This is a genomic window from Nocardioides sp. zg-1308 (genome assembly GCF_013155375.1).
Taxonomy (GTDB): Bacteria; Actinomycetota; Actinomycetes; order Propionibacteriales; family Nocardioidaceae; genus Nocardioides; species Nocardioides renjunii.
Genome location: NZ_JABJQY010000002.1, coordinates 1,301,351 through 1,327,196, shown reverse-complemented (window position 1 = coordinate 1,327,196; position 25,846 = coordinate 1,301,351). Strand labels below are relative to the sequence as shown.

At 73.7% G+C, this 25,846-nt stretch carries 23 protein-coding genes and 1 tRNA gene; 14 read left to right on the top strand and 10 right to left on the bottom strand.

Annotated elements, in window-relative coordinates; all coding sequences use genetic code 11:
* Positions 1–7: 7 nt before the first annotated feature.
* The 5 genes from HN031_RS08135 (at position 8) to HN031_RS08115 (ending at position 4,581) form a co-directional block, all read left to right on the top strand.
* Positions 8–1,456 carry a rhamnulokinase family protein gene (locus HN031_RS08135; protein WP_367650696.1) on the top strand — a complete coding sequence of 483 codons (1,449 nt, stop codon included), beginning with the start codon at positions 8–10 and terminating at the stop codon, positions 1,454–1,456.
* Positions 1,453–1,662 carry a helix-turn-helix domain-containing protein gene (locus tag HN031_RS08130; protein WP_216652085.1) on the top strand — a complete coding sequence of 70 codons (210 nt, stop codon included), beginning with the start codon at positions 1,453–1,455 and terminating at the stop codon, positions 1,660–1,662. The genes HN031_RS08135 and HN031_RS08130 overlap by 4 nt, the downstream gene beginning before the upstream one ends.
* 65 nt (positions 1,663–1,727) lie before the next feature.
* The gene (locus HN031_RS08125) at positions 1,728–2,513 is read left to right on the top strand and encodes a (Fe-S)-binding protein (RefSeq protein WP_367650695.1); all 786 of its coding nucleotides are present in this window, start codon (positions 1,728–1,730) and stop codon (positions 2,511–2,513) included.
* On the top strand, positions 2,510–4,000 hold the full coding sequence (locus tag HN031_RS08120) for a lactate utilization protein B (RefSeq protein WP_367650694.1): 1,491 nt from the start codon (positions 2,510–2,512) through the stop codon (positions 3,998–4,000). Before HN031_RS08125 ends, HN031_RS08120 begins: the two co-directional genes overlap by 4 nt.
* A complete protein-coding gene (locus HN031_RS08115; protein WP_172268685.1) occupies positions 3,997–4,581 on the top strand; it encodes a lactate utilization protein C in 585 nt (194 codons plus the stop codon). Before HN031_RS08120 ends, HN031_RS08115 begins: the two co-directional genes overlap by 4 nt.
* Positions 4,582–4,782: 201 nt before the next feature.
* Here HN031_RS08115 and upp read toward each other — a convergent pair whose 3' ends face one another.
* Complete coding sequence (upp, locus tag HN031_RS08110) at positions 4,783–5,424, bottom strand: uracil phosphoribosyltransferase (protein ID WP_172268682.1); 642 nt, start codon at positions 5,422–5,424, stop codon at positions 4,783–4,785.
* Between the two features lie 123 nt (positions 5,425–5,547).
* On the opposite strand from upp, the gene HN031_RS08105 reads away from it, so the two are divergent.
* Genes HN031_RS08105 through HN031_RS08095 form a run of 3 tightly spaced genes read left to right on the top strand, consistent with a single transcriptional unit; the run spans position 5,548 to position 7,003 of the window.
* Positions 5,548–6,033: a tRNA adenosine deaminase-associated protein gene (locus HN031_RS08105; RefSeq protein ID WP_172268679.1), complete on the top strand. Its 486-nt coding sequence runs from the start codon at positions 5,548–5,550 to the stop codon at positions 6,031–6,033.
* Entirely contained in the window at positions 6,030–6,542 is a 513-nt protein-coding gene (locus tag HN031_RS08100) for a nucleoside deaminase (RefSeq protein ID WP_172268676.1), read from the top strand. Before HN031_RS08105 ends, HN031_RS08100 begins: the two co-directional genes overlap by 4 nt.
* 47 nt (positions 6,543–6,589) lie before the next feature.
* Positions 6,590–7,003, top strand: coding sequence for a GNAT family N-acetyltransferase (locus tag HN031_RS08095; protein ID WP_172271455.1), 414 nt, complete (start codon positions 6,590–6,592; stop codon positions 7,001–7,003).
* Here the strand turns inward: HN031_RS08095 and HN031_RS08090 are convergent.
* From HN031_RS08090 to HN031_RS08080, 3 genes are read right to left on the bottom strand one after another with little or no spacing between them, the layout of a single operon-like run.
* Entirely contained in the window at positions 6,982–8,412 is a 1,431-nt protein-coding gene (locus HN031_RS08090) for a wax ester/triacylglycerol synthase domain-containing protein (RefSeq protein WP_172268673.1), read from the bottom strand. The genes HN031_RS08095 and HN031_RS08090 overlap by 22 nt on opposite strands.
* Positions 8,409–9,854, bottom strand: coding sequence for an HAD-IB family hydrolase (locus HN031_RS22265; protein ID WP_172268670.1), 1,446 nt, complete (start codon positions 9,852–9,854; stop codon positions 8,409–8,411). Before HN031_RS22265 ends, HN031_RS08090 begins: the two co-directional genes overlap by 4 nt.
* A complete protein-coding gene (locus tag HN031_RS08080) occupies positions 9,851–11,794 on the bottom strand; it encodes a lysophospholipid acyltransferase (protein ID WP_172268667.1) in 1,944 nt (647 codons plus the stop codon). The genes HN031_RS22265 and HN031_RS08080 overlap by 4 nt, the downstream gene beginning before the upstream one ends.
* Positions 11,795–11,956: 162 nt before the next feature.
* Between HN031_RS08080 and HN031_RS08075 the strand changes: the two genes are divergently transcribed.
* Together HN031_RS08075 and HN031_RS08070 are read left to right on the top strand one after the other, a co-directional pair.
* Positions 11,957–12,046, top strand: a tRNA-Ser gene (locus tag HN031_RS08075).
* Positions 12,047–12,209: 163 nt separating this feature from the next.
* The gene (locus tag HN031_RS08070; protein ID WP_216652084.1) at positions 12,210–13,013 is read left to right on the top strand and encodes a class II glutamine amidotransferase; all 804 of its coding nucleotides are present in this window, start codon (positions 12,210–12,212) and stop codon (positions 13,011–13,013) included.
* Between the two features lie 16 nt (positions 13,014–13,029).
* Here the strand turns inward: HN031_RS08070 and HN031_RS08065 are convergent, their stop codons facing one another.
* Positions 13,030–13,719, bottom strand: coding sequence for a DUF4396 domain-containing protein (locus HN031_RS08065; protein ID WP_253943036.1), 690 nt, complete (start codon positions 13,717–13,719; stop codon positions 13,030–13,032).
* 108 nt (positions 13,720–13,827) lie between these two features.
* Here HN031_RS08065 and HN031_RS08060 point away from each other — a divergent pair, with 108 nt between their 5' ends.
* The gene (locus HN031_RS08060) at positions 13,828–14,865 is read left to right on the top strand and encodes a zinc-binding dehydrogenase (protein ID WP_172268661.1); all 1,038 of its coding nucleotides are present in this window, start codon (positions 13,828–13,830) and stop codon (positions 14,863–14,865) included.
* A gap of 17 nt (positions 14,866–14,882) precedes the next feature.
* Here the strand turns inward: HN031_RS08060 and HN031_RS08055 are convergent, their stop codons facing one another.
* Entirely contained in the window at positions 14,883–16,373 is a 1,491-nt protein-coding gene (locus tag HN031_RS08055) for a fused MFS/spermidine synthase (protein ID WP_172268658.1), read from the bottom strand.
* Between the two features lie 142 nt (positions 16,374–16,515).
* Between HN031_RS08055 and HN031_RS08050 the strand changes: the two genes are divergently transcribed.
* The 3 genes from HN031_RS08050 to HN031_RS08040 all read left to right on the top strand — a co-directional run bounded on the left by HN031_RS08050 (position 16,516) and on the right by HN031_RS08040 (position 20,639).
* On the top strand, positions 16,516–17,181 hold the full coding sequence (locus tag HN031_RS08050; RefSeq protein WP_172268656.1) for a TetR/AcrR family transcriptional regulator: 666 nt from the start codon (positions 16,516–16,518) through the stop codon (positions 17,179–17,181).
* A 63-nt stretch (positions 17,182–17,244) separates the two neighbouring features.
* Positions 17,245–19,800 (top strand): MMPL family transporter, encoded by a 2,556-nt coding sequence (locus HN031_RS08045; protein ID WP_172268654.1) that lies wholly within the window; start codon positions 17,245–17,247, stop codon positions 19,798–19,800.
* 68 nt (positions 19,801–19,868) lie between these two features.
* Positions 19,869–20,639: an HAD-IIA family hydrolase gene (locus tag HN031_RS08040; protein WP_253943281.1), complete on the top strand. Its 771-nt coding sequence runs from the start codon at positions 19,869–19,871 to the stop codon at positions 20,637–20,639.
* 69 nt (positions 20,640–20,708) lie between these two features.
* Here HN031_RS08040 and HN031_RS21045 read toward each other — a convergent pair whose 3' ends face one another.
* The 4 genes from HN031_RS21045 to HN031_RS08020 form a co-directional block, all read right to left on the bottom strand.
* Positions 20,709–21,293 (bottom strand): hypothetical protein, encoded by a 585-nt coding sequence (locus HN031_RS21045; protein WP_216652083.1) that lies wholly within the window; start codon positions 21,291–21,293, stop codon positions 20,709–20,711.
* A 206-nt stretch (positions 21,294–21,499) separates the two neighbouring features.
* The gene (gene chrA, locus HN031_RS08030; protein WP_172268650.1) at positions 21,500–22,864 is read right to left on the bottom strand and encodes a chromate efflux transporter; all 1,365 of its coding nucleotides are present in this window, start codon (positions 22,862–22,864) and stop codon (positions 21,500–21,502) included.
* Between the two features lie 78 nt (positions 22,865–22,942).
* Positions 22,943–24,310 carry an aspartate aminotransferase family protein gene (locus HN031_RS08025; protein WP_172268648.1) on the bottom strand — a complete coding sequence of 456 codons (1,368 nt, stop codon included), beginning with the start codon at positions 24,308–24,310 and terminating at the stop codon, positions 22,943–22,945.
* Positions 24,303–25,829, bottom strand: coding sequence for a CoA-acylating methylmalonate-semialdehyde dehydrogenase (locus tag HN031_RS08020; RefSeq protein ID WP_172268646.1), 1,527 nt, complete (start codon positions 25,827–25,829; stop codon positions 24,303–24,305). The genes HN031_RS08025 and HN031_RS08020 overlap by 8 nt, the downstream gene beginning before the upstream one ends.
* Positions 25,830–25,846: the final 17 nt, after the last annotated feature.

Genomic DNA, 25,846 nt, shown 5'->3' with positions numbered 1-25,846 from the left:
CACGTCGGTGGGCGAGGTGGGAGCGCAGCGGCTCCGGGGGCACTCCCCGGTGTCCGTCGCCGCGATCGACCTGGGGGCGTCGAGCGGCCGGGTGATGCTCGGCGAGGTGGGCGCCGACCGCCTGCGCCTCACGGCGGCCGCGCGCTTCGCCAACGGCCCGGTGCGCCGCGACGACGGCCTGCACTGGGACGTCTCGGCGCTGCACCGCCACGCGCTCGACGGCCTCCGCTCCGCCGCGGCGGCGGCGCCGTCGGCGCTCGCGAGCGTCGGCATCGACTCGTGGGCGGTGGACTACGGCCTGCTCCGGGACGGGCGCCTGCTCGACGAGCCGTTCCACTACCGCGACGAGGAGCGCGGAGCCGTCGGTCCCGGCCTCGTGCACGCCGTGGTGCCCCCCGAAGAGCTCTACGCCCGCAACGGCCTGCAGTTCCTGCCCTTCAACACCGTCTACCAGCTCGCCGCCGACCACGCGCACCCCGGCGCCGACCGGCTGCTGCTAGTGCCCGACCTCCTGGCCCACTGGCTGACCGGGGTCGAGGTCGCCGAGCGGACCAACGCCTCCACCACCGGGCTGCTCGACCTCCGCACCGGCGCGTGGGACGACGACGTGCTCTCCCGCCTGGGGATCTCTCGCTCGCTCCTCGCCGACCTGGTCGAGCCCGGCACGACGATCGGCACCCTCCTGCCCCAGGTGGGCGAGGCGGTCGGCGCGCCCGGCCTGCCGGTCGTGGCCGTCGGCTCGCACGACACCGCCTCGGCCGTCGTCGGCGTGCCGATGGCGGGCGACGAGGCGGCGTACGTCTCCCTCGGCACCTGGGGCCTGGTCGGCCTCGAGCTGACCGAGCCGGTCCTCACCGAGGAGGCGCGCGCCGCCAACTTCACCCACGAGGGCGGCGTGGACGGCACCATCCGGTTCCTCACCAACGTGATGGGCACGTGGCTGCTCAGCGAGACCCTGCGCACCTGGCGCCGCGACGACCTCGGCGCGCTGCTGGCCGCCGCGGCGGACGTCACGGGCGAGGTCCCGCTCTTCGACGTCCAGGACCCGCGGTTCGTCCCGCCCGGCGACATGCCCGCGCGCATCGCCGCGTGGTGCGCCGAGCACGACGTCGCCCCACCGGTCGACGCCGCGAGCCTGGTGCGCTCGGTGGTCGAGAGCCTCGCCGTGGCGTACGCCGACGCGCTGGCGACCGCGGCCTCGCTGACGGGACGCACGGTCCGGCAGGTGCACGTGGTGGGCGGCGGCAGCCAGAACGCGCTGCTGTGCCAGGCCCTCGCCGACCGGACCGGCCTCCCGGTCGTGGCAGGGCCCGTCGAGGCGACCGCCCTGGGCAACGTGCTCGTGCAGGGCCGTGCCGCGGGCGCGATCAGCGGCGGCCTCGACGACCTGCGGGCGCTCGTCGCCCGCACCCAGGACCTCCGCCGGCACGAGCCGCGCGAGGTGAGCGTGCCGTGAACGCGACCGACGAGCCCGTGCTGTCCGAGGACGAGCTCGCCGTGCTGCGCCTGATGGCCGAGGGCCAGACCGTGGAGGCCGTCGCCCGCCGCCTCGAGGTGTCGGAGCGGACCGTGCGCCGCAAGGCCCGCGCCGTCTGCGCCACCGTCGGCGTCGACACCCCCGTCGAGGCGATCGTCTGGGCCGTGCGCCGCCGCCTCATCTGATCACCACCCCCCGACCCACCCGACCCACCCGACCCGCCCCTGCTGCCCGTGGAAGGATGCCGACCGTGAGGGTTGCCCTCCAAGTCACCTGCGTCAACGACGCCATGTTCCCCGACACCGGGAAGGCCGTCGTCCGGCTGCTGCGCCGTCTCGGCGTGGACGTCGACTTCCCGTCCGCGCAGACGTGCTGCGGCCAGCCGATGGTCAACACCGGCTACCTCGACGAGGCGGTCCCGGTGGTGCGCGCGTTCGTCGACGCGTTCGCCGGCTACGACGCCATCGTCACGCCGTCGGGCTCGTGCGCCGGGTCGGCCCGGCACCAGCACTCGATCGTCGCCGACCGGTCCGGCGACCCGCGCCTCGCCGCGGCGGTCGCGGAGACCGCCCCGCGCACCTACGAGCTCTCGGAGCTCCTCGTCGACGTGCTCGGGGTGACCGACGTCGGCGCCTACTTCCCGCACCGGGTGACCTACCACCCGACGTGCCACAGCCTGCGGATGCTCGGCGTCGGCGACCGGCCGCTCCGGCTGCTCGAGAACGTGCGCGGCATCGACCTCGTCGAGCTGCCGAACGCCACCGAGTGCTGCGGCTTCGGCGGCACCTTCGCCCTCAAGAACGCGGACACGTCGGTGGCGATGGGCGGCGACAAGGCGCGCCACGTCCAGGACACCGGCGCCGAGGTCCTCGTCGCCGGCGACAACTCCTGCCTCATGCACATCGGCGGCATGCTGTCGCGCCAGCGGGCCGGCGTACGCGTCATGCACCTCGCCGAGGTGCTCGCCGCCACCGAGGACTCCGAGAGCAAGGCGCCCGGCCCGGTCGTCGGCGCCCGGGTGGAGGACCTGCCGTGAGCGGCACCTTCGTCGGCATGCCGGCGTTCCCGACCGCCGCGCGCGAGGCGCTGGGCGACACGCAGCTGCGCCGTAACCTGGCCCACGCCACCCACACGATCCGCGACAAGCGCGCCCGCGTCGTCGCCGAGGTGGAGGACTGGGAGGACCTGAGGCTCAGCGGCGCCGGGGTCAAGGAGGCCGCCCTGCGCGACCTCGCCACCCACCTCGAGACGCTCGAGGCCTCCCTCGTCCGCGCCGGCGCGACCGTCCACTGGGCCCGCGACGCCGAGGAGGCGTGCGCGATCGTCGCGTCCGTCGCCCGCAGCCACGGCGCCGACGAGGTGGTCAAGGTCAAGTCGATGGCCACACAGGAGATCGGCCTCAACGAGGCGCTCGAGGCCGAGGGCATCGCCGCCTGGGAGACCGACCTCGCCGAGCTCATCGTCCAGCTCGGCGAGGACCTGCCGTCCCACATCCTCGTGCCCGCGATCCACCGCAACCGCGCCGAGATCCGGGAGATCTTCATGCGCCGCATGGCCGACGTCGGCCGCGCGGCCCCCGACGGCCTCACCGACGAGCCGGCCGTCCTGGCCGGCGCGGCGCGCGAGCACCTGCGCGAGAAGTTCCTGCGCGCGCGGGTGGCGGTCAGCGGCGCCAACTTCGCCGTCGCCGACACCGGCACGCTCGTCGTGGTGGAGTCGGAGGGCAACGGCCGGATGTGCCTCACCCTGCCCGACGTGCTCGTCAGCGTCGTCGGGATCGAGAAGGTCGTCGCGACCTGGTCCGACCTCGACCCGATGCTGCGCCTGCTGCCCCGGTCGTCGACCGGCGAGCGGATGAACCCCTACACGTCCACGTGGTCGGGCGTGACGCCCGGCGACGGGCCGCAGGAGGTGCACGTGGTGCTGCTCGACAACGGCCGCACCCGTGCGCTCGCCGACGACGTCGGCCGCCAGGCGCTGCGCTGCATCCGCTGCTCGGCCTGCCTCAACGTGTGCCCGGTCTACGAGCGCGTCGGCGGCCACGCCTACGGCTCGGTCTACCCCGGCCCGATCGGCGCCATCCTCAACCCGCTGCTGCGCGGGGTGTCCGACGAGCAGACCGCGTCGCTGCCCTACGCCTCCTCGCTCTGCGGCGCCTGCTTCGAGGTGTGCCCGGTGCGCATCGACATCCCCTCGGTGCTGGTGGACCAGCGCGCGGCGGTGGTCGACTCGCACCGCGGCGACCGGGTGCCGAAGGCCGAGGCGGTGGCGATGAGGGCAGCGTCCTGGACCTTCTCCGACTCCCGCCGCCTGCGGTGGGCGGAGCGCGCGTCGGGTCTGGCGGGCCGCGTGATCGGCCGCTTCTCGCGCACGTCGCTGCCCGGCGGCCGTCCCGCAGCCGGGCGCCTCCCCGGCCCGGCTGCGGACTGGACCGGCGCGCGCGACCTGCCGGCCCCTCCCGAGGAGTCGTTCCGCGAGTGGTGGGACCGCACCGACGGCGGCCGGGACGGGGGCGGCTCGTGAGCGCCCGCGACGAGATCCTCGGCCGCGTGCGCGCGGCCCTGGCCGACGTGTCGCCCGCCGTGTCCGTGCCCGCCGCGCCGCGCGTCCCCGACCGCGGCGACCTCGCGGCGCTCTTCGTCGAGCGCGTCGAGGACTACCGCGCGGTGGTCACCCGGTGCACCGCCGACGAGCTGGCCGGCGTCGTCGCCGGCGTCCTCGGTGGCGCCAGCAGCGTCGTACCTCCCGCGCTCGGCCTCGACGTCCCCGGCGCCGTCGTCGACGACGGCCTGACCTCCGCCGAGCTCGACCGCGTCGACGCCGTCGTCACCCGCGCCCGCGTGGGCATCGCGGAGACCGGCACGATCGTCCTCGACCACGCTCCCGACCAGGGCCGCCGGGCGATCAGCCTGGTGCCCGACCTGCACGTCTGCATCGTGGCCGCCGACCAGGTCGTGGCCGACGTGCCGGATGCGATCGCTGTCCTCGACCCCGCCCGCCCGCTCACCTGGATCAGCGGCCCGTCCGCCACCAGCGACATCGAGCTCGACCGGGTGGAGGGTGTCCACGGCCCCCGGACGCTCCACGTGGTGCTGGTGGGCTGAGGCCTCCCCGCCCGCCCGCCCGCCCGGCGCTCGCTCGCCGCTCGAGCGGTGAGTGAGTCACCTTTTCGCCGCGCAGGACCTGCCTCACTCACCGCCGCTGCGGCGTGTCTGCCGGGACACGCCGACCAGCGGTGCGTGACGCACCTTCTCCGCGCGCAGAACCTGCCTCACTCACCGCTCGGACGGCGGCGGAGGCGAACCTCAGTGCGCGACGCCGTACAGCCGGTCGCCGGCGTCGCCGAGGCCGGGCACGATGTAGCCCTTGTCGTTGAGCATCTCGTCGAGCGCCGCGGTCACGACGGTGACGGGCACGTCGAGGTCCTTCAGGCCCGCCTCGAGGTTCTCCACGCCCTCCGGCGCGGCCAGGAGGCAGATCGCGGTGATGTCGTCGGCGCCGCGGTGGGTGAGGAACTGGATCGCGGCCGCGAGGGTGCCGCCGGTCGCGAGCATCGGGTCGAGGACGTAGCACTGGCGCCCGGACAGGTCCTCGGGCAGCCGCTCGGCGTACGTCGACGCGGCGAGCGTCTCCTCGTTGCGGACCATGCCGAGGAAGCCGACCTCCGCGGTGGGCAGCAGGCGCATCATGCCGTCGAGCATGCCGAGGCCGGCCCGGAGGATCGGCACGACCATCGGCTTGGGCGCGGCGAGGCGTACGCCCGTCGTCGGGCCGACCGGCGTGGTGATGTCGACCGGCTCGACCCGCACCTCGCGGGTGGCCTCGTAGGCCAGGAGGGTGACCAGCTCGTCGGTCAGCCGCCGGAACGTCGGCGAGTCGGTGTGCTCGTCGCGGAGGACGGTGAGCTTGTGGGAGACGAGGGGGTGGTTCACCACGTGCAGGCGCATGGGCCTCACCCTAGTGGTGACCGCGCTCGGCCCACGAGACGCAGGAGGGCGGCAGGAAAGAGGGTTGGCGCGCCTCGGTGTTTCTGCGACATTGGACGGACAGCTGTCCTGGGGAGGTCGGTCATGTCCGAGCAGACCGGTGGGGTGGACTTCGCGCTGGTCGCGTTCCGCCACGAGGGCGTGTGGGAGGTGCAGGACATCGCCTCCCCCGCCTACGAGACCGTCGAGTCGCTCAGCCACGCGCTGCGACAGGTGGCGCGCGAGGACGGCGCCGTCGCGATGGTCGCGGTCGACGAGGACTTCTTCGTGCTGGTGCGCGTCGACGGCGCCAAGACCCGCGTGCTGCTGTCCGACGTCACCGCGGCCGACGAGTGGGAGCTCGCCCAGTCCGTGATCGACTTCCTCGGCCTCCCGCCCCCCGAGGACGACGACGTCGAGGTGCCGGCCGGCGACCTGGGGCTGCTCGACGACCTCGGCCTGCACGCCGTCGACCTGGGCGCCCTGCTCGACGACGTCGAGCTCTATCCCGACGAGATGCTGTCGGAGATCGCGCGCCAGCTCGGCTTCGGCGAGCTGTTCGACGACGCCGTCGGGCTGACGTCTGCATGAGCTGGGACGACCCGATGCGCCTGGCCCTCGCCGAGGCGCAGGCGGCGCTCGCGGGCGACGACGTACCGGTGGGGGCCGTGGTCCTCGACGCCTCCGGGGCGGTCATCGGCACCGGCCGCAACACGCGCGAGTCGCACGGCGACCCCACCGGCCATGCCGAGGTGGTCGCGCTGCGGGCGGCGGCCGCGACGCGCGGCGAGTGGCGGCTCACCGGCTGCACGCTCGTCGTCACCCTCGAGCCGTGCACCATGTGCGCCGGGGCGCTGGTGCTCGCCCGGGTGGACCGCCTCGTCTTCGGGGCCTACGACGACCAGCTCGGCGCGGTCGGCTCCCTGTGGGACGTCGTCCGCGACCGCCGGCTCAACCACCGCCCGGAGGTCCTCGGCGGTGTGCTGGCGGCCGAGTCCTCGGCCCTGCTCGACGCCTTCTTCGCCCGCCACCGGAACGGCGCCGGGCCCGTCACCGACACCGTCCCCGGAGCCGCCCACACCACCCGGGAGCCCACGTGATCGACGTCCGCCGTGCCACCGTCGCCGACGCCGCCGTGCTCGGACGGATGCTCTGGGACTTCAACACCGAGTTCGACACCGAGACCGACGACGCCGACGTCCTCGAGGAGCGCTTCACCCGGCTGCTGAGCCTCGACGACGTCGTCGCGGTGCTCGCGGAGGACGGCGACCGGCCCGTCGGGTTCGCCCTCATGACCCTGCGCCCGGCGATCTGGTTCGACGGCCCGGTGTCGCAGCTCGAGGAGCTCTACGTCGTGCCCGGGCTCCGCTCCCACGGCATCGGCACCCGCGTGCTCGACCTCTGCAAGCGGCTGGCCCGCGAGCACGGCTCCCCGGAGATGCACATCGGCGTCGACGAGGTGGACGTCGACACCCGGCGCTTCTACGAGCGGCACGGCTACGTCAACATCGAGGACGGCGTCGACTACCGCATGCTCTACTACGTCGGCCCCACCGACTGACCGTCCGCCGCGGGCGCGGCGGACACCATCTCCTCGACCCCCTCGGCCAGGCACTCGGCCAGCGCCTCGAGGTCGGAGACCGCGCTCGCGTCGACGTTGACGCCGATGCAGGCGGTGTCGCCGCACGTCACCAGGCTGACGGTGAGCGCGGCGCCCGGCAGCGGCCCCAGGACGTACATCCCCTGCACCTGCGCGCCCGCCATGTAGCGCCGGCGCGGTGGGCCGGGCAGCGTGAGGACGAACGCGTCGGGAGGTACGGCCGTGCGCAGCGCCGCCGCGCCGACGAAGGACGGCAGCCGGTTGACCACCGGGGCGGCCACGTCGAGCACCTCCAGCGCGCGCTCGGTGTGCAGCGACAGCACCTCGCCGCGCACGGCCGCGACCCGGTCGACCGGGTCCTCGACCGCCAGCGGACCCGAGATCACGGCGCCGGCGAACCGGTTGCCGAGGTCGTCGGCGCGGTCGAGCGAGACGCGTACGCCGACGGGGATCTCCGGCACGGCGCTGCCGCGTCCCTCGTGGTAGCGGCGCAGCCCGCCGAGCACCAGCGCGACGGCGGCGTCGTCGAGCGTGCCGCCGCCCTGCCGCGCCACCGCGCGCAGCGGGTCGAGGGGGGCGTCGAGGGTGAGGAAGGACCACCGCTTGCCGGTCCGCGGCGACAGCTCCGGCGAGGGCGGCGCCGCCTGGGTCATCAGCCGGCGCACCGACGCGCCGTAGCGCAGCGCGGAGGCGACGACCACCTGCGGCCGGGCCGCCGCGTGGGCCAGCGTGCGCGCCGACGCGACCGCGGCCTCGGGCAGCGTCGAGACGTCGACGCGCAGGCCGGCCACCGCGAGCTCGACCGGATCGGCGTCCACCGACGTGGCCGGCTCGGCGCCCAGCGGCTTGCGCGGCGTGTGCTCGCGCCGGCCGGACTGCAGCATCGAGAGCAGCTGCACGGTGCCGAGCGGGTCGGCCAGGGCGTGGTGGATCTTGAGGGCGTACGCCGCCGCTCCGTCGGGCAGCCCCTCGAACAGCACGCCCTCCCACAGCGGCCGCGAGCGGTCGAAGGGGCGCAGGGCGACCTGGGCGGCCTGGGCGAGGACCTCGTCGCGGCTCGAGACCCGCTCGCGGCGCAGGTGGTAGCCGAGGTCGAACGTCGGGTCGTCGGCCCACGTGGGAGGTGCCGTCGGCACGAGCGGGTCGACGACGCGCTGGCGCAGCCGGCGGACGAGACGGGTGCCCCACTCGGCGGCGGCGACGAGGCGCTCCCAGTCGGGCGCCCGGTCGAGGTCGACGACCACCGTCGACGTGGACGACTGCACCGGGTGGCGCTCGGCGCGCCACAGCAGGGTCTGCACGGGGGTCAGCTCGGCCGAGGCGGTCCAGGTGGCGGCCGCCGTCCAGCGCTCGACGTCCTCCTCGCTCATCGGTGCTCTCCCGAGGGCCAGTGGGCGAGGGTCTGCTCGAACGTCGTGTGCAGGGAGGCGATCCGCTCGCTCATGTCCTCCACCCTCCAGTCGGTCTCGGGCTCCAGCACGCACACGTCGACCACGCCGGGGTTGAGCACGAGGGAGCTGCGGCCCATCAGCTCACCCGTGTTGCGCAGCACCACCGGCACGACCGGCACCCCGGCCTGCGCGGCGAGGTGGAACGCGCCCTTGCGGAACGGGCCCAGCACTGGTGTCGGCGACCGCGTGCCCTCGGGGAAGATCATCAGCGAGGTGCCGCCCCGGACCCGCTCGACGACCCCGGCCAGCGTGGCGCGGGCCGACTCGGAGTCGGAGCGGTCGATCCAGGCCGGGTCGATCACCACCGACCCCACCACGGCGCGCGGGTCCCAGCGCGCCTCCTTCTTGGCGACGATCGTGAAGTCGCGCTCGAGCAGCCTGCCCAGCACCGGGATGTCGAGCGAGCTCTGGTGGTTCGCGATGAAGATCGCCGGCCGGTGCGACCACAGCCGCTCACGGTGGAGCACGTCGAGCGAGACACCGGCCAGCGCCATCGGCAGCCGGGTGGCGAGGCCGATCGCCGCGTTGCGCCCGCGGCGGAGGTCGCCGCGCGCGAGCCCGTAGGCCAGGCCGGCCCCCACACCGGCGTTCATCCCGGCGAGGGCGGCGACAGTGCGTCCCGCGGCGAGCAGCGAGCCGCCGACCGGGTCGCTCAGGTCGAGCACCGGCCACCCCAGGCGGGCGGCGGCGGCCCGCAGGTCGCGGTGCGGGCTGAGTGCGGTGGGGTGGCCCACGGAGGAGAGGAAGGCGACGTCCTCGTAGCCGTTGCCGTAGGCGTACGACGCGGTCAGGTCGACGTCGTGCTCGCGGGCGAAGGCGCGCACGCCGCTCGCCTTGTGCCGGCCCCACAGCATCGGGCCGTCGGTGGCGCCGGTGAACTGGCCGTCCTCGACGACCAGCCGGGTGCAGACCAGGTGCTCGACGCCGAGGTCCCGGGCGACCGGCGCGATCTGGTAGGCCGTGGCGGCGGACGCGACGGCGACGGTGTGGCCGGCGCGCTGGTGGGCGTGGACGAGGGCGCGTGACTCGCGGCGGATGGTGCCGGCGATCTTGGAGCGGAACAGCCGCTCGCCGAGGTCGGCGAAGGCCTCCTCGGACTCGCCGCGCATCGCGGAGAAGGCGACGTGGGCGATGCGCGTAGGGTCGCCGCCGAGCTCGCCGTCGACCGCCGTCACCACGGTGCGGACGAACTCGGCCGGCGAGACGGCGCGGCCCCTGAGCCGGTCGCCGTAGAAGGTCGCCGCCGTGTAGCCGGCGACCAGGGTGCCGTCGAGGTCGAAGAAGGCACCGACCGTCGGGCCCTGCGGCCCGGCCCCGATCGCCTCGATCGCCTGCTCGACCTCGGCGGAGAGTCCGCTCACCTGGTCTCCTGCGGCTGCGGCTGCGGCTGCGGTTGGGCTTGCGGCTCCGGACGCGGGTCGGGGTGCCGGACGGGCACGATGTCACCCGCGATCTCACCGATGATGTTGACCCGGCGCACCGAGTCGCGCAGCTCGGCAGCGAACGCCTCCCGGGCGGTGCCGACGCCCTCGCCGGCCTCGAGCAGGCTCTTGTGGCGCGCCAGCGACAGGGCGGTGCGGAAGAGCTCCAGCGAGATCGACTCGGCACTCGCGACCCGTCGCTGCAGCGCCCACTGCTGACCGACAGCCAGCGAGTCGGCGAGCAGGTCGTCCTCGTCGACGGGGCCGTCACCGCGGTCGGCGAGCCGGTCGGCCACGACGAGGTAGGCGTCGAGGAAGGGCCGGAGGACGAGGTGGGCGAGGTGCGGGCGGGCGGTGACGAGCAGCTCGCGTGCCGTGGTCGGCGTCATCTCGGTGACGCCCTCGCCGACGAGCAGGTGCAGCTCGGTGCGCAGGTCGTCCTCGAAGCCGGCGCGGCTGGGGAAGAAGAACTCGAACTTCAGCAGGTCGCGCATCCGCTTGGCCTCCTCCCAGGCCACCTCGAGCTCGCCGCCCGGCGGGAGCTCGGCGTCCGGCTCGAGCTCGCTGACGGTCAGCAGCGCGAGCTCGCCGATGGCGCGCTCGACGAGGATGTGGATGACCGTGTTGCGGTAGAACGCGGCGACCAGGTGCTGGTCGTCCCCGATCTTCCAGACCGGCTCGGTGCCGCCGTCGTACGCCGTCAGCACGCCGCTGCGCGACAGCTCGGCGAGCGCGCGGCGGATGGTCGAGCGGTCCCGCAGGTCGGCGGCCCCGGCGACCGGCCAGTGGCGGGCGTCGATGTAGGACGCGAGCGGCTCGACGGTGTCGAGGACCTCGTCCACGGTCAGGGCGCGGTCGGCGCCGAGGATCGCCAGCGAGACGATGGCGGTGACGGTCACCGGGGTGGCGCGGTTGAGCCGGTGGGAGATGTCGAGGGCGACGCGCTCGACGGCCTGGTTGCCGGTGACCCCCTCGGCGGCGAGCTCCTCCATCCGCGCCCGCAGCGAGAACGGCTCGCCGACGGTGAGGTAGGCCCGCCCGAGCCGGTTGCGCTGGAGCCGCGCGAACCGCACCAGCCAGCGCCAGTCCTCCGGCGTCTTGCTCGCGCCGCGCGACTCCTCGGTCATCGACGAGACCTCGTGCAGCTGGTCGTAGACCACCGAGACCGGCACGACCTGCACGTCGGGGGCCTCGTCGCCCTCCCCGCGGCTCTGCACGGTGTCGGTGAGGTACTTGAGGATCCCGTGGACCGGGGGCCGCAGCTTGCCGGTGCGGGTCCGGCCGCCCTCGATCGACCAGGCGAGGTTGCGCTTGTTGGTCACCATCTGGCGGATGTAGGAGCGCAGGGCGAGCCGGTAGACCGGGATCTCCTGCGTCGAGCGCCGGATGAAGATGAGGCCCGTGCGGCTGGCGACCGAGCCGATCAGCGGCAGGTTGAGGTTGGCGCCGCCGAACGTGTAGGTCGGCGAGAACCGCCGCGCCATCAGCACGTTGGGGATGACCATGCCGTCGAGGTAGGACCGGTGGCTGAAGGCGAGCGCGAGGCTGTGTGTGCGGTCGACCCGCCGCAGCTGGTGCATCTGGTCCTCGTCGACCAGGACGTCGTAGGCCCGGAGGAACCAGTCGCCCATCCGCGCCCAGCCCTGCGAGGCGCGATCGTCGTGCGCCGCCGACATCTCGTGGAGGTAGCCCTCGACCTCCGACCACACCTCGTCCTCGGACCGGCCCTGCTCGGCCGCCGCCTCGGCGACGGCCGCGCGGAAGCGCTCGTCCTGCAGCAGCTCGGTGACCTCCTGCGGCGGGGCGGCCGGCAGCCGCCCGCCCACCGCGCGGGGCAGGGACGACGTGGCGAGCTCACGGATGCGTCGGACGGCAGTCACGGTCGGCACCGCTCCTCTCCCCCGCGCTGCGCGCGGACCCTGCGTGCGCGCAAACTACCTCCCGCACGCGTCCGCTGGCCACGGCAACGGAGAAGTTCCCCCGTGATGGCAGCCGGGTCGCCGGTTTCCGGCTCGCGCTCACCCTCCGGTAATGTTCCGCGCGGTGGCGTGTCCGAGCGGCCGAAGGTGCATCACTCGAAATGATGTGTGGGGTCAAACCCACCGTGGGTTCAAATCCCACCGCCACCGCCAGACAACCGATCGGGCCGGACCCTCACGGGGCCGGCCCGATCGTCGTTCCCGGCGCGTCGCCCTCACACGACCCGGGTGATGCGGCCGCATCGTCCCCGGCCTCCAATGGGAGCCGACGACGGGAGACGAGATGTGCCGATGGCTCGCGTACTCGGGTTCGCCCGTGCTGCTGGAGGACCTGCTCTTCAAGCCGGAGAACTCGCTGGTGGTGCAGAGCATGCACTCCCGGCTGGGGGCGGAGGCCGTGAACGGTGACGGCTTCGGGGTGGGCTGGTACGACGCCCAGGACCGTCCGGGCATCTACAGCAGCACCGAGCCGGCGTGGAACGACCGCAACCTCCGTGAGCTCGCAGGACACGCACGCGCCGACCGGGTGTTCGCCCACATCCGCGCGACCACCGGCACGCCCGTGCAGCAGACGAACTGCCACCCCTTCCGCCACGGGCGCTGGCTGTGGATGCACAACGGCTCCATCGCGGAGTTCCCGACCGTGAAGCGGGACCTGACCGTGGCCGTCGACCCGGCCCTGTTCCCCCACATCGAGGGATCGACGGACTCCGAGCTGTTCTTCCACCTCGCCCTGACGTTCGGCCTCGAGGAGGATCCGCCCGCCGCCGTGGCCCGCGCCGTCGGCCTCATCGAGGAGACCGGACGTCGCCACGGGGTGGAGCACCCGATCCAGATGACCGTGGCGGTGACCGACGGCGAGACCACCTGGGCGTTCCGCTACTCGAGCATGGGCGCCTCGCGCTCGCTGTTCCACAGCACCGACATCTCGACGCTCCGCGCCCAGTACCCCGACCACCCGCTGCTGCACGGGCTGTCCGACGACACCCGGGTCGTCGTGTCGGAGCCCCTCGGCGACCTGCACGGCGCGTGGCGCGAGGTGCCGGAGTCGACGTGCCTGGTCGTGCACGGCGGGCACGAGGAGCTGCGCGACTTCGCGCCCGCACTCGTGCCGGCCTGAACCGGGTCGGCCGAGCTCAGCGGGCGACGGCGTGGCCCGGGTCGCCGCCGGGCTCGGCGCCCGCCCCGCCCCCGATCTCGTCGGCGATGGAGACGACCAGGCCACCCAGCATGAACGCCACGATCGCGGCCACCAGTGTCGAGGTGGCGAAGGCGGGGATGAGGCGACGCGTACCCGTGGGGCTCGAGGCGGCGTGGTGGTACTCGTGGGTCAGCGCGTGTCCCTTGCCGCGGCGCAGCAGGTGGCGGTTGACGGGGTAGGCGGCGAGGAAGGCGGCGGTGAGGGCGATCATCATCGACACCCAGAACACCCAGTTCACCAGCCCGGCGTCCATCGCGCCCGGGATGAGGGCCATCACCGCGTTGTCGACGACCTCCATCGTGGCGATCGACAGGGTGTCCGCGGCGAGGACCACGGACAGGGCGGCGCCGACGCCGAGTCCCGCCCGGAGCAGCGGCAGCGTGGAGAGCGTGTAGCCGAACAGGAAGGCCAGGCCGACGGCCAGCACGACGGTCCAGCCGGTGCTGAGCCCGACGGCGGTGCCGATCATGAGGCCGGCGATCTCTCCGATGGCGCAGCCGGTCAGGCAGTGCAGCGTGGCCGACAGTGCCATCGTGTCGACGCCGCCCGTCCCGTGCCCGGAGTGCGGCTCGTGATGCGCGTCGTGGTGGGCGTCGTGGTCCGTGTGCTGGTGGTGCTGGTCCATCGGTTCGACCCCTCGATGTCTCGAAAGCGGGTGGATACCCCGCCACCGTATACCCCCGGGGGGTATCAGTCCAGGCTCACCGGCACCCGCCTACGGCAGGATCGACCCATGCGTGCAGTCGTCGTCGATGCCGTCCGCTCCCGGCCCGAGGTGCGTGACGTGCCCGAGCCGTCGGCACCCGCGGGAGGCGTCGTCGTACGCGTCGCGGCGACGGGGATGTGCCGCAGCGACTGGCACGCGTGGGCGGGCCACGACGACATCGCCTTCCCGCACGTCCCGGGCCACGAGCTCGCGGGCGAGGTGGTCGAGGTGGGCACCGGCGTCGTCCGGTGGCGGGTCGGCCAGCGGGTCACGGTGCCGTTCGTCTGCGGGTGCGGTCGCTGCGAGTGGTGCCTCGGTGGCGACGCGCAGGTGTGCCCCGACCAGGAGCAGCCGGGCTTCACCCACTGGGGGTCCTTCGCCGAGCTCGTCGCCCTGCACGGCGCGGACACCAACCTCGTCGCCGTCCCCGGGACGGTGGACCTCGCGACCGCTGCCGGCCTGGGCTGCCGGTTCGCCACCGCCTACCGCGCCCTCGTGGGCCGCGCCCGCGTCGCCCCCGGCGAGTGGGTGGCGGTCGTCGGCGCCGGCGGCGTAGGGCTCAGCACGGTGATGATCGCGCGGTCCCTCGGCGCCCGCGTGGTGGCCGTCGACCGCAACCCCGAGGCGCTCGCCGTCGCCACCGACCTCGGCGCCGAGCGCGTCGTGCTGGCCGACGGGACCGACGTGCCGGCCGCCGTCGCGGACCTGACCGGCGGCGGCAGCCACGTCGCGGTCGACGCGGTGGGGAGCGAGCAGACCTGCGCGGACGCGCTGCTGAGCCTCCGTCGGCGAGGTCGGCTGGCGCAGGTCGGCCTGCTGCCGGCGGTCGACGGCCACCCGCGGGTCCCGATGGACCGCGTCATCGCGTGCGAGCTCGACGTCCTCGGCAGCCACGGGATGGCGGCGTCCGACTACCCCGCGATGATGGCGCTGGTCGAGTCGGGCGAGCTGCGGCCGCAGCTCCTGGTCGAGCGCACCATCGGCCTCCAGGAGGCCGCGTCGCTGCTGCCGGTCTTCGACCGGGCGCCCGTGGCCGGCATCACGGTGGTGGACCCCACGCGCTGAGCGGCTGACCGCGGAGGTCAGCTGTCGTACGGCGTGAGGAGCTGGTCGACGGGCGCGTGGTCGTCGGTGAGGACCGGGGCGTCGCCGACCCACGCGGCGAGGTCGTCGCCGGTGAGCGCGCTCCACCCGAGGTCGCGCTCGGCGATCCGCCCGAGCACGGCCTCCACCTCCAGCGGGGAGTGGGACGCCACCACGACGAGGTTGCCGCCGTCGTCGCCCGCGAGCACCTCGGGGTCGGCGAGGAGGGCCACGTGGTCGAAGACCTCACCGGTGGTGCCGACCGCCGCCCGGGCGAAGGCCAGCGGCGGGTTGTCGATGAGGTTGGCGACGTAGACGCCGTCCTGGTCGAGCGCGCGGCCCAGCCCCTCGACGGCGTCGACCGTCGCGAGGTGCCAGGGGACGCTGACCCCGCCGAACGCGTCCCCGACCACGAGGTCGAGGCTCCGCGGCTCGAGGTCGTCGACGGCGAGCCGGCCGTCCTCCACGACGACCTCGGTGCGCTCCGGGAACGCCGCCCCGAGCAGCCGGACGTCGGCGTCCACGACGCCCGCGTCGATCTCCGAGACCCGGCTCGTCGTGCCCGGACGGGTCTCGGCGAGGTAGCGCGGCAGCGTCAGTCCGCCGGCGCCCAGGTGGTAGGCGTCGAGCGGCTCGCCGGTGGGGAAGGCGGTGTCGACCACCGACGCCATCGCCTCGACGTACGCGAAGTCGAGGTAGGTCGCGTCGGCCAGGTCGACGTACGAGTGCCGCAGGCCGTCGAGCACGAGCACCCGCCCGGTCGGGCGCTCGGGGTCCTCCACGACCGCCAGGCAGTGGTAGGTCGTCTCCTCGTCGCAGCCGCTCGGGGCCGCCCAGGCGCCGAGGCCGGCGCCGACCACGACGAGCGCCAGCACGACGTCGCCGCGGCCCCGGCGCCCGGACGCCTGGACGACGACCGACGTCGCCAGCAGCAGGACGCCGAGGCCCACCAGGATCCCGCTGACCGGCACGCGGGAGATGAGGACGAAGCCGGTCAGCACCGTCCCGAAGATGGCGCCGACCGTCCCGATGCCCGAGAGGTGACCGACGACGGTGCCGGTCTCGCGCAGCGTGGTCAGCCGCAGCTTGATGACCACCGGCGTCACGGCCGACAGGAGCGCGCCGGGGACCAGGATGGTCGCGGTCGAGGCGAGGAGCAGCAGCCCGGGGCTGTCGGTCGCGGCGGCACCGCGCACCAGCGCCGGCGTGAGCGCCACCGCGGCCCCCGAGATCCCGAGGAGCGGACCGAGCAGCAGCCGGGGCTCGGCGCGGTCCGCCGTCCAGCCACCGGCCCAGGTGCCGGCCGCGATGGCGGTGAGCGCGAGGCCGATGACCAGCGTGTTGGTCTCGAGCGTCAGCCCGTAGTGCGGCGCCAGCAGCCGCAGCGCCACCAGCTCCACGACGAGCACGGCGGCCGAGGAGCCGAAGACGAGCGCCGCGGCGGCCCACGCCCGCAGGCCGGCGCGCGACTCGTCCGCTGCGTCCGCCATGCTGCCGATCCTGTCAGCCGCCCCCACCCCACCCCGATAGTCCGTATCAAATGGGTCCTTGCTGGCGCCCAGCGACGACTCTTTCGATAGGGACTATCCGGGCGGAGACCCGCCCACTTGCACTGAGTGCAACACTGGGACGGTGAGTACGACGACCCGGCCCCGCGGCCCCAGCCTGCGCGACCAGCGGCACGACGCCATCGTCGACGCGGCGCGCGCACTGGCGACCGGGCGTGGCGCGCAGGGGTTCACCGTCGAGCAGGTCGCGGCCGCGGCCGGCGTCTCGCGGCGCACCGTGTTCAACCACTTCACCGGCCTCGACCAGCTGCTCGTCGCGGTGTGCCAGCAGATCCTCGCCGAGGTCATCGCCGAGCTGCTCGAGCGCGTGGACCGCAGCCTTGCCGACCTCCCCGACGGCGAGGAGGGCGGCCGGCTGGCGCTGGACGCGGTGCACGACGTCACCCGCGGCGCCGACCTGCCCTCCGCGATCGTGGTCATCCACCACGTCCTCGGCCGTCCCGAGGGCGAGGACGAGCGCGCCGAGGCGATCTCCCGCTCCGCCTTCGAGCACGTCGTCGGCCGGCTCCGCGAGCGGCTGCTGACCCGCGCCCCGAGCCTCGACCCCTTCGACGTCGAGCTGTCCCTCGCGCTGCTGACCAGCGGCCTCGCGCTGCTGGCCCGGCACTGGCTCGAGCGCCACCCCGACCTCGACCGCGACGTACCTCGCGAGGCGCGCGCCGACTGGGACCGCCTCCTCGACCGCCTGCTCGACCGCCTCCGGTCCGGCCACTCCGGCCACTCCGGCTGACCGACCGCTCCGCACCCACCCGCGCCAGACCACGACCGCACCCACGAAAGGCCCGCCACCGACATGGCTGAGCTCCTCTACCGCATCGGTCGCTTCGCCGCGCGCCGCCACTGGACCGTCGTCGGCGCCTGGCTGGCGGTGCTGGCCGTCACCGCGACGACGTACGTCGCCTTCGCGGGGACGCTGTCGTCCAACATCACCCTGCCCGACACCCCCACCACCCGCGTCTCGCAGCAGCTGGAGCGGGACTTCGAGGGCACGGGCGGCGGCAACGGCGCGATCGTCGCGGAGACGACCGACGGCTCGGCCTTCACCGAGGAGCAGGAGCGCGAGCTGGCCGACCTCTTCGACCGGGTCGCGGAGGTCGACGACGTCGCGGACGTCACCGACCCCTTCGCCACGCAGCAGCGGCTCGACGAGTCGTGGGACGAGGTGAGCGAGGGTGAGCAGCAGCTCGCCGCGGGAGTGGCACAGCTCGACGGGGCGCAGGCGCAGATCGACGCGGGCCGCGAGGCGCTCGCCGAGCAGCGCGCGCAGGCTCGCGAGGACGGCACGCTCGCGTCGGTGCGCGAGCAGCTGGCGGCCGCCGAGCAACAGCTCGACGACGGCCAGGCCGAGCTGGACCGGCAGCGGGCGAAGGTCGAGGAGCAGTCGGAGCAGCTCGAGGTGGGCAAGAGCCTGACGCGGCTGTCCGTGGCCTACCGGAGCGTCTCCGAGGACGGCAGCGCCGCGGTGGCCAACGTGACCTTCGACGTCGCCATCAACGAGGTCAGCACCGAGGTGAAGACCGAGATCGAGGACCTGGCCGCCGACGCCGACATCGACGGCGTCGAGCTCCACCCCTCGCAGGACATCGCGCAGACCGTCCCCTCCATCCTCGGCCCCGGCGAGATCGCCGGCGTGGTCGTCGCCGCCATCGTGCTCACCGTCATGCTCGGCACCCTGCTCGGCGCCGCCCTGCCGCTGGTGACCGCGCTGCTGGGTGTCGGGGTGGCGTCGCTGGCCTCCCTGTCCTTCTCCGGCGTCGTCCAGTTCGTCTCGGTCACCCCCGTGCTCGGGGTGATGCTGGGGCTCGCGGTGGGCATCGACTACTCCCTCTTCATCATCAACCGCCACCGCCGCCAGCTGAAGCAGGGCGCCGACCTGCACGAGTCCATCGGGCTGGCCAACGGCACGTCCGGCAACGCCGTGGTGTTCGCCGGGGTGACCGTCATCGTCGCGCTGCTCGCGCTCAACGTCACCGGCGTCGGCTTCCTCGGCCTGATGGGCACCGTCGGCGCCGTCGCGGTCCTCGTCGCCATCCTCATGGCCGTCACCCTCACGCCGGCGATCCTGTCGCTCGTCGGTCCGCGCATCCTCCGGCGCCGCGAGCGCGAGCGCCTCGCCGCCGGCGAGCGCGACGACGACGACGCGATCAGCGACCGCGACAAGCCGATGGGCACCGGTCGTGCCTGGGCCGTGCTGGCCCTCGGCGTGGTCGGCCTGCTGCTCGTCGCGGCGCCGGCGACCCAGATGCGCCTCGGGCTGCCGGACGGCTCGACGCAGCCGCCCGAGTCCTCGGGCTTCCGGGCCTACGACGTCCAGGCGGAGAAGTTCGGTGAGGGCTTCAACGGCCCGCTGCTCGTCGTGGCCGACCTGCCGGAGGCCATCGGCGAGGACGAGGTCGCCCGGGAGCAGGCCAACCTCGGCGAGGCGATCGACGAGCTCGGCGACGTCGCCGCGGTGGTGCCGATCGGCGCGTCGCGGGACCGTACGGCGCTCGCGTTCCAGGTCGTCCCGGACTTCTGGCCGTCCAGCGAGTCCACCGAGGCGCTCGTCCACGGCCTGCGCGACCTCACCCCCGAGACGGTCGGCGGTGGCGAGGCCAGCCTCGGCGTGGCCGGCAACGCCAGCGCCAACATCGACATCTCCGAGCAGCTCTCCGACGCGCTGCCGCTCTACCTGGTGCTGGTCGTCGGGCTCTCGCTGCTGATCCTCGTGCTGGTCTTCCGCTCGATCCTCGTGCCGCTGACGGCGACGCTGGGCTTCGTGCTGTCGCTGCTGGCCGCGTTCGGCGGCATCACCGCGATCTTCCAGCTCGGGTGGTTCGCCGACGCCTTCGGCGTGCACGCCCCCGGCCCGGTGCTCAGCTTCCTGCCGATCATCGCGACCGGCATCCTCTTCGGCCTCGCCATGGACTACCAGCTGTTCCTGGTGTCGGGGATGCGGGAGGCGTACGCCCACGGCGCGCCGGCGCGCGTCGCGGTGCAGCACGGACTCCACGCGGGCCGGGCGGTGGTGACCGCGGCGGCGATCATCATGATCTCGGTCTTCGCGGGCTTCGTGTTCTCCCACGACGCCACCATCAAGCCGATCGGCTTCGGCCTGGCGTTCGGGGTGCTGCTCGACGCGTTCGTCGTGCGGATGCTCATCATCCCCGCGGCGATGCACCTGCTCGGCGAGAAGGCCTGGTGGCTCCCGCGCTGGCTGGACCGGATCCTGCCGGACGTCGACGTCGAGGGCGCCGGCCTGGAGCGCAGCCACCCGACGCGTGCCGCGGACGACACGGCGCGCTCGGACGTCGGCTCGGACGAGGGCGGCCAGCCGCTCGCCCGGCACCGCGCCGCGGCGCGGGAGTGACCGACTCCTCCATGGTCGACAATGGCCCGGTGAGCGAATCCCGACCCGTGCGCACCTGGCTGACCGACATGGACGGCGTCCTCGTGCGCGAGGAGGACCCGATCCCGGGGGCGAAGGAGTTCATCGCCGCGCTCCGCGAGCACGACGTCCCCTTCCTGGTCCTGACCAACAACTCGATCTTCACCCCGCGCGACCTGCGGGTGCGCCTGCTGCGCAGCAGCGGCATCGACGTGCCGGAGGACTCCATCTGGACGTCGGCGCTGGCGACCGCGCAGTTCCTCGACGACCAGCGCCCGGGCGGGTCGGCGTACGTCGTGGGCGAGACCGGGCTGACCGCCGCCGTGCACGACATCGGCTACGTGATGACCGACCAGGACCCCGACTATGTCGTGCTCGGCGAGACCCGGACCTACTCGTTCGAGGCGATCACCCGCGCCATCCGGCTCATCAACGACGGCGCCCGCTTCATCGCGACCAACCCGGACCCCAGCGGGCCGAGCGCGCAGGGAATGCTCCCGGCCACGGGCTCGGTCGCCGCGCTGATCAGCACCGCGACCGGACGCTCGCCCTACTTCATCGGCAAGCCCAACCCGCTGATGATGCGCAGCGCCCTCAACCGGCTCGAGGCGCACTCCGAGACGACCGTGATGATCGGCGACCGGATGGACACCGACATCATCAGCGGCCTCGAGGCCGGGATGCGCACCGTCCTCGTCGCCACCGGCGCCACCGAGCGGCACCAGGTGCAGCTCTTCCCCTACCGACCGACGAAGGTCGTCGACTCGATCGCCGACGTGGTGCCCTTCGTGGGCCAGATGTGCCTGCCCGAGGACTCGTGAGTCGCGGCGGAGGGCCGGAGGTCTCCCTCCCGGTCCTCCGCCGCGACGCCCCCACGGAACGGCCCTGTGTCAGGTGCCGAGGTTCAGCAGCCCCAGGATCTGGTTGAGCAGGGTCTGCAGCTGGCCGAGCAGGCCGGCGAGCGGTCCGCCGTCGAGCAGGCCGGCCACCGCGCACAGCAGGTTGCCGAGCAGGTTGCCCGCACCCGGTACGGCGGTGATGTCGAGCACCACCTGGTTGAGGTTGATCTGCAGGCCGAGCACGTTCAGGTCGAGCGGCCCGAGCACCAGGTTGAGGATGTCGCAGGCCGCGACGGACGACGCAGCGCGAGCGCTGGTGACCGGCGAGCCGTTGATCTTCTTGATCGGGATGAGCTGGACACCGGAGAAGCGGGTGTCGGGGCCCTTGTCCTTGATGACGCCCTGGAGGAAGCCCTCCATGTAGAGCACGCCGTTGCTCGTGACGACCTGGGTGGGCGTGAACTTGCCCTTCACCTTGTCACCGGTCGACGTGCGTCCCATCACCTTGCTGGTGATCTTGCCGGCCTCGGACTTGCCGACCACCGACGTGCCGGAGCCCGCCCTGGCCGAGTCCGCGGCGGACGCGGCCCCGACGCCCACGGACGTCAGTCCGACGACCATGGCCAGTGCTGCCACGGCTCCGACGACGATTCCTCGTGCTGTTCGTGCGACTTCTGACATTTCCCCTCCAGAGGTGGTGAAGTGCCTCCCGCGGGAGCGGCATCCGCCGCCCAGCAACCCCGACGCTAAGGACGGCCCCCGGGGACCGCACTACCCGTGGGGCGGCGACCGGTGGTCGAACAGCGGGTCGAACGCCGAGTTACCACCCCTACGGAGCGGTCTCAGGCGGCCAGGGCCAGACCCAGGACGACGCCCGTCGCCGCACACGCGCCCAGGGTGCGCAGCACCGACCAGCGCCGCCAGAAGATCAGCGCGCACCCCAGCACCGTGATCGCGAGCGCCGCCCAGTCGACCGAGGCGAGCCGCGGGTACTCCAGGTCGAGCGGCCCGGCGGTGACGCGGCCGGTCTCGCCGAAGAGGGTGTGGAGCGCGAAGAAGACCGCGAGGCTGGCGATGACGCCCACCACGGCGGCGGTGATGCCCGCCAGCGCGGCGGCCAGGTCGCGGTTGCCGCGGAGGCGCTCGACGTACGGCGCCCCGAGGAGGATGAAGAGGAAGCACGGGACGAACGTCACCCAGGTCGTCAGCAGCGCCGCGACGACCGCCGCCACCCACGGGTCGAGGTCGCCGGGGGCGCGGTAGGCGCCGACGAACGCCACGAACTGCACGACCATGATGAGCGGGCCCGGCGTGGTCTCGGCGAGTGCGAGGCCGCGGACCATCTCGCCGGGCGCCAGCCAGCCGTAGACCTCGACGGCCTGCTGGGCGACGTAGGCCAGGACGGCGTACGCCCCGCCGAAGGTGACCACCGCCGCGCCGGAGAAGAACAGGCCCTGGTCGACGAAGATGCTGGACCGCCCGAACACCGCCGCGGCGAGGGCGACGGGGGCGAACCACACCACCAGCCCGATGACGAGGACCTTGGCGGCGTGCCGGCCGGAGGGGCGTTCGGTGTGCAGCGCGTCGTCGCTGATGAGCGGGGGCGGTCCGTCGTCGACGGCCGCCCTGGCGGGCGCGGTCAGCGTGGGGATCCTGCGGCCGAGCACCCAGCCGAGCACCGCCGCGACCAGCACGACGACCGGGAACGGGACGCCGAAGAAGGTGAGGGCGACGAAGGACAGCACGGCGAGCGCCACGAGCGCGGGGTGCCCCAGCCCCTTGCGCCCCACCCTGATGACCGCCTGGAGGACGATGGCGATGACGGCCGGCGCGAGGCCGAGGAACAGCGACTCGACGAGCGTGGTGTCGCCGTAGGCCACGTAGACGCCCGAGAGCACCAGCAGCGCGACCACGCCTGGGAGGATGAACAGGATGCCCGCGACCAGCGCGCCGCGGACGCCGTTGAGCAGCCACCCGACGTACGTCGCCAGCTGCTGCGCCTCGGGCCCCGGCAGGAGCGTGCAGTAGGACAGCGCGAAGAGGAACCGCTGCTGGCCGATCCAGCGCTTCTCCTCGACCAGCGTGCGCTGCATGACCGCGATCTGGCCGGCCGGGCCGCCGAAGGTCTGCAGCGAGATGGCGAACCACGCCCGCGCGGCCCGGCGAAGCGGGATGACGTCGCGCGTCGACGTCGGAGGTGCGGTCATGGCTGCACCGAACCGCCTCGCCGGGGCTCAGTCAAGTCGTCCGGTGCACTGACGCTCGGCGCCCCGGACGGGCGGCACTCACCCCGCCTGTGTCGCCGCCTCGCCGAGCGCGGCGTCGAGGATCGCCAGGCCGCGACGGGCCTCCTCGTGCGTGATCGTCAGCGGGGGCACCACGTGGATGCGGTTGACGTTCGCGAACGGGATCATCCCGCCCCGACGGCAGGCGGCGAGGACGGCGTCCATCGCCGGGCTGCTCGCGCCGTAGGGCGCCAGCGGCTCGCGGGTCGCGCGGTCGGCGACGAGCTCGAGCGCCCAGAACGCCCCCGTGCCGCGGACCTCGCCCACCCACGCGTGCCGCTCGGCCATCGCGGCGAGCGCGGGTCCGATCACCTCGGCGCCGAGCGCCGCCGCCTGCTCGACGATGCCCTCGTCCTCCATGGTCTCGATCGTGGCGACCGCCGCCGCGCACGCCAGCGGGTGCCCGGAGTACGTCAGCCCGCCGGGGTAGACGCGGTCGCCGAAGGTCCGGTGCACGGCGTCGGAGATGGCGACGCCGCCCAGGGGCACGTAGCCGGAGTTCACCCCCTTGGCGAAGGTGAGGAGGTCGGGCACGACGGTGCCGTCGGAGGCGTGCTCGACGGCGAACCACCTGCCGGCTCGGCCGAACCCCGACATGACCTCGTCGGCGACGAGCAGGATCCCGTTCCGGTCGCAGACCTCCCGCACGCCGGCGAGGTAGCCCGGCGGCGGGACCATGATCCCGGCGGTCCCCGGGATCGACTCGAGGACGACCGCGGCGATGGTGGCGGGGCCCTCCATCGCGACCACCTGCTCGAGGTGCTCGAGGGCGCGCTGGCACTCCTCGGCCTCGGTCGTGGCGTGGAAGGCGCTGCGGTAGAGGTAGGGCCCGAAGAAGTGGACCGTGCCGTCCGAGCCCAGGTCGTTGGCCCACCGCCTCGGGTCGCCGGTCACGTTCACCGCCAGCTGCGTGCCGCCGTGGTAGGACCGGTAGGTCGACAGCACCTTGTGCCGGCCGGTGTGGAGGCGGGCCATCCGGATCGCGTGCTCGTTGGCGTCCGCGCCGCCGTTGGTGAAGAACACCCGGTCGAGGTCCCCCGGGGTGTGGCTCGCGATCAGCCGGGCCGCCTCGGACCGGGCGCCGTTGACGTGCGCCGGCGCGACGGTGCAGAGCGTGGCGGCCTGCTGCTGGATGGCCTCGACGATCCGCGGGTGCTGGTGGCCGAGGTTGGTGAACACCAGCTGCGAGGTGAAGTCGAGGAGCCGGTTGCCGTCCTGGTCCCAGACGTGGGAGCCCTCGGCCTTGGTGACCACCATGGGCCGGCGGCCCTCCTGGGCGGACCAGGAGTGGAAGACGTGCCGGCGGTCGAGCTCGAGGGCGACCTCCGGGTCGTCGTGGGCGCGGGCGGGGCGGGCGCGCTCAGACATTGCGCGGGAACCCCAGCTCGAGGCCGCCCTCCGGGCGGGCGGCGGGATTGATCCAGCGGGTGGTGACGACCTTGGCGCGGGTGAAGAAGTGCACGCCCTCGGTGCCGTGGGCGTGGGTGTCGCCGAACAGCGAGCGCTTCCACCCGCCGAACGAGTAGTAGGCCACGGGCACCGGGATCGGCACGTTGACGCCGATCATCCCGACCTCGACGTCGTTCTCGAAGCGCCGGGCCGCCCCGCCGTCGTTGGTGAAGACGGCCGTGCCGTTGCCGTGGTCGTTGGCGTTGACCAGCGCCACCGCCTCGTCGTACGACGCGACGCGGACCACCGAGAGCACCGGGCCGAAGATCTCCTCGCGGTAGATCTCCATGTCGGGGGTGACGTGGTCGAAGAGGGTCGGGCCCAGCCAGAAGCCCCCGCCGGCGCCGCGGGCCTGCACGTCGCGGCCGTCGACGACCAGCTTGGCGCCGGCCTCCTCGCCCGAGGAGATGAAGCCCGCCACCCGGTCGCGGTGGGCCGCGGTGACGAGGGGACCCATGTCGGCCTCGGTCCGCTCCTCGGAGGTCCGGCCCGCGCCGCCGTCACCGACGAGCAGGGTCCGGGTGCGCTCGGCGATGCGCGCGACCAGGTCGTCCGCGACGGGGTCGACGGCGACCAGCACGCTGATCGCCATGCACCGCTCACCGGCCGAGCCGTAGCCCGCGTTGACCGCTGCGTCCGCCGCGAGGTCGAGGTCGGCGTCGGGCAGCACCACCATGTGGTTCTTCGCGCCGCCGAGGGCCTGCACCCGCTTGCCGTGCCGGCTGGCCTGCTCGTAGACGTACTGCGCGATCGGCGTGGAGCCGACGAAGCTGATCGCCGCCACCTCGGGCGACTCCAGCAGTGCGTCGACGGCGACCTTGTCACCCTGCAGCACGTTGAACACGCCGTCGGGCAGGCCGGCCTCCTTCCAGAGCTCGGCGATCCACAGTGAAGCCGAGGGATCCTTCTCGCTCGGCTTGAGCACGACCGCGTTGCCGGCGGCGATGGCGACCGGGAAGAACCACATCGGCACCATGGCCGGGAAGTTGAACGGGCTGATGATGCCCACCACACCCAGCGGGGCCCGCTTGGAGTGCACGTCGACGCCGGTGGAGGCGTTGTCGCTGTGTCCGCCCTTGAGCAGGTGCGACATGCCGCACGCGAACTCGACGACCTCCTGGCCGCGGGCGATCTCGCCGAGGGCGTCCGAGTGGACCTTGCCGTGCTCGGCGGTGATGAGGTGCGCGAGCTCGTCCTTGCGGCTGTTGAGCAGCTCGCGGAACGTGAAGAGCACCTGCGTGCGACCGGCGAGCGAGGTCTCGCCCCACGCCTTCGCGGCGCGGGCGGCGGAGGCGATGACGGCAGCGGCGTCGGCCGCGTCGGCCAGGGCGACGCGACCGGTGACCTCGCCGGTCGCGGGGTTGGTGACGTCGGCCCACCGGTCGGAGGCGCCGTCGAGGCGGCGGCCGTCGGCCCAGTGCGTGAGGGAGGTGGTCATGCTGCATCATCGGCCGA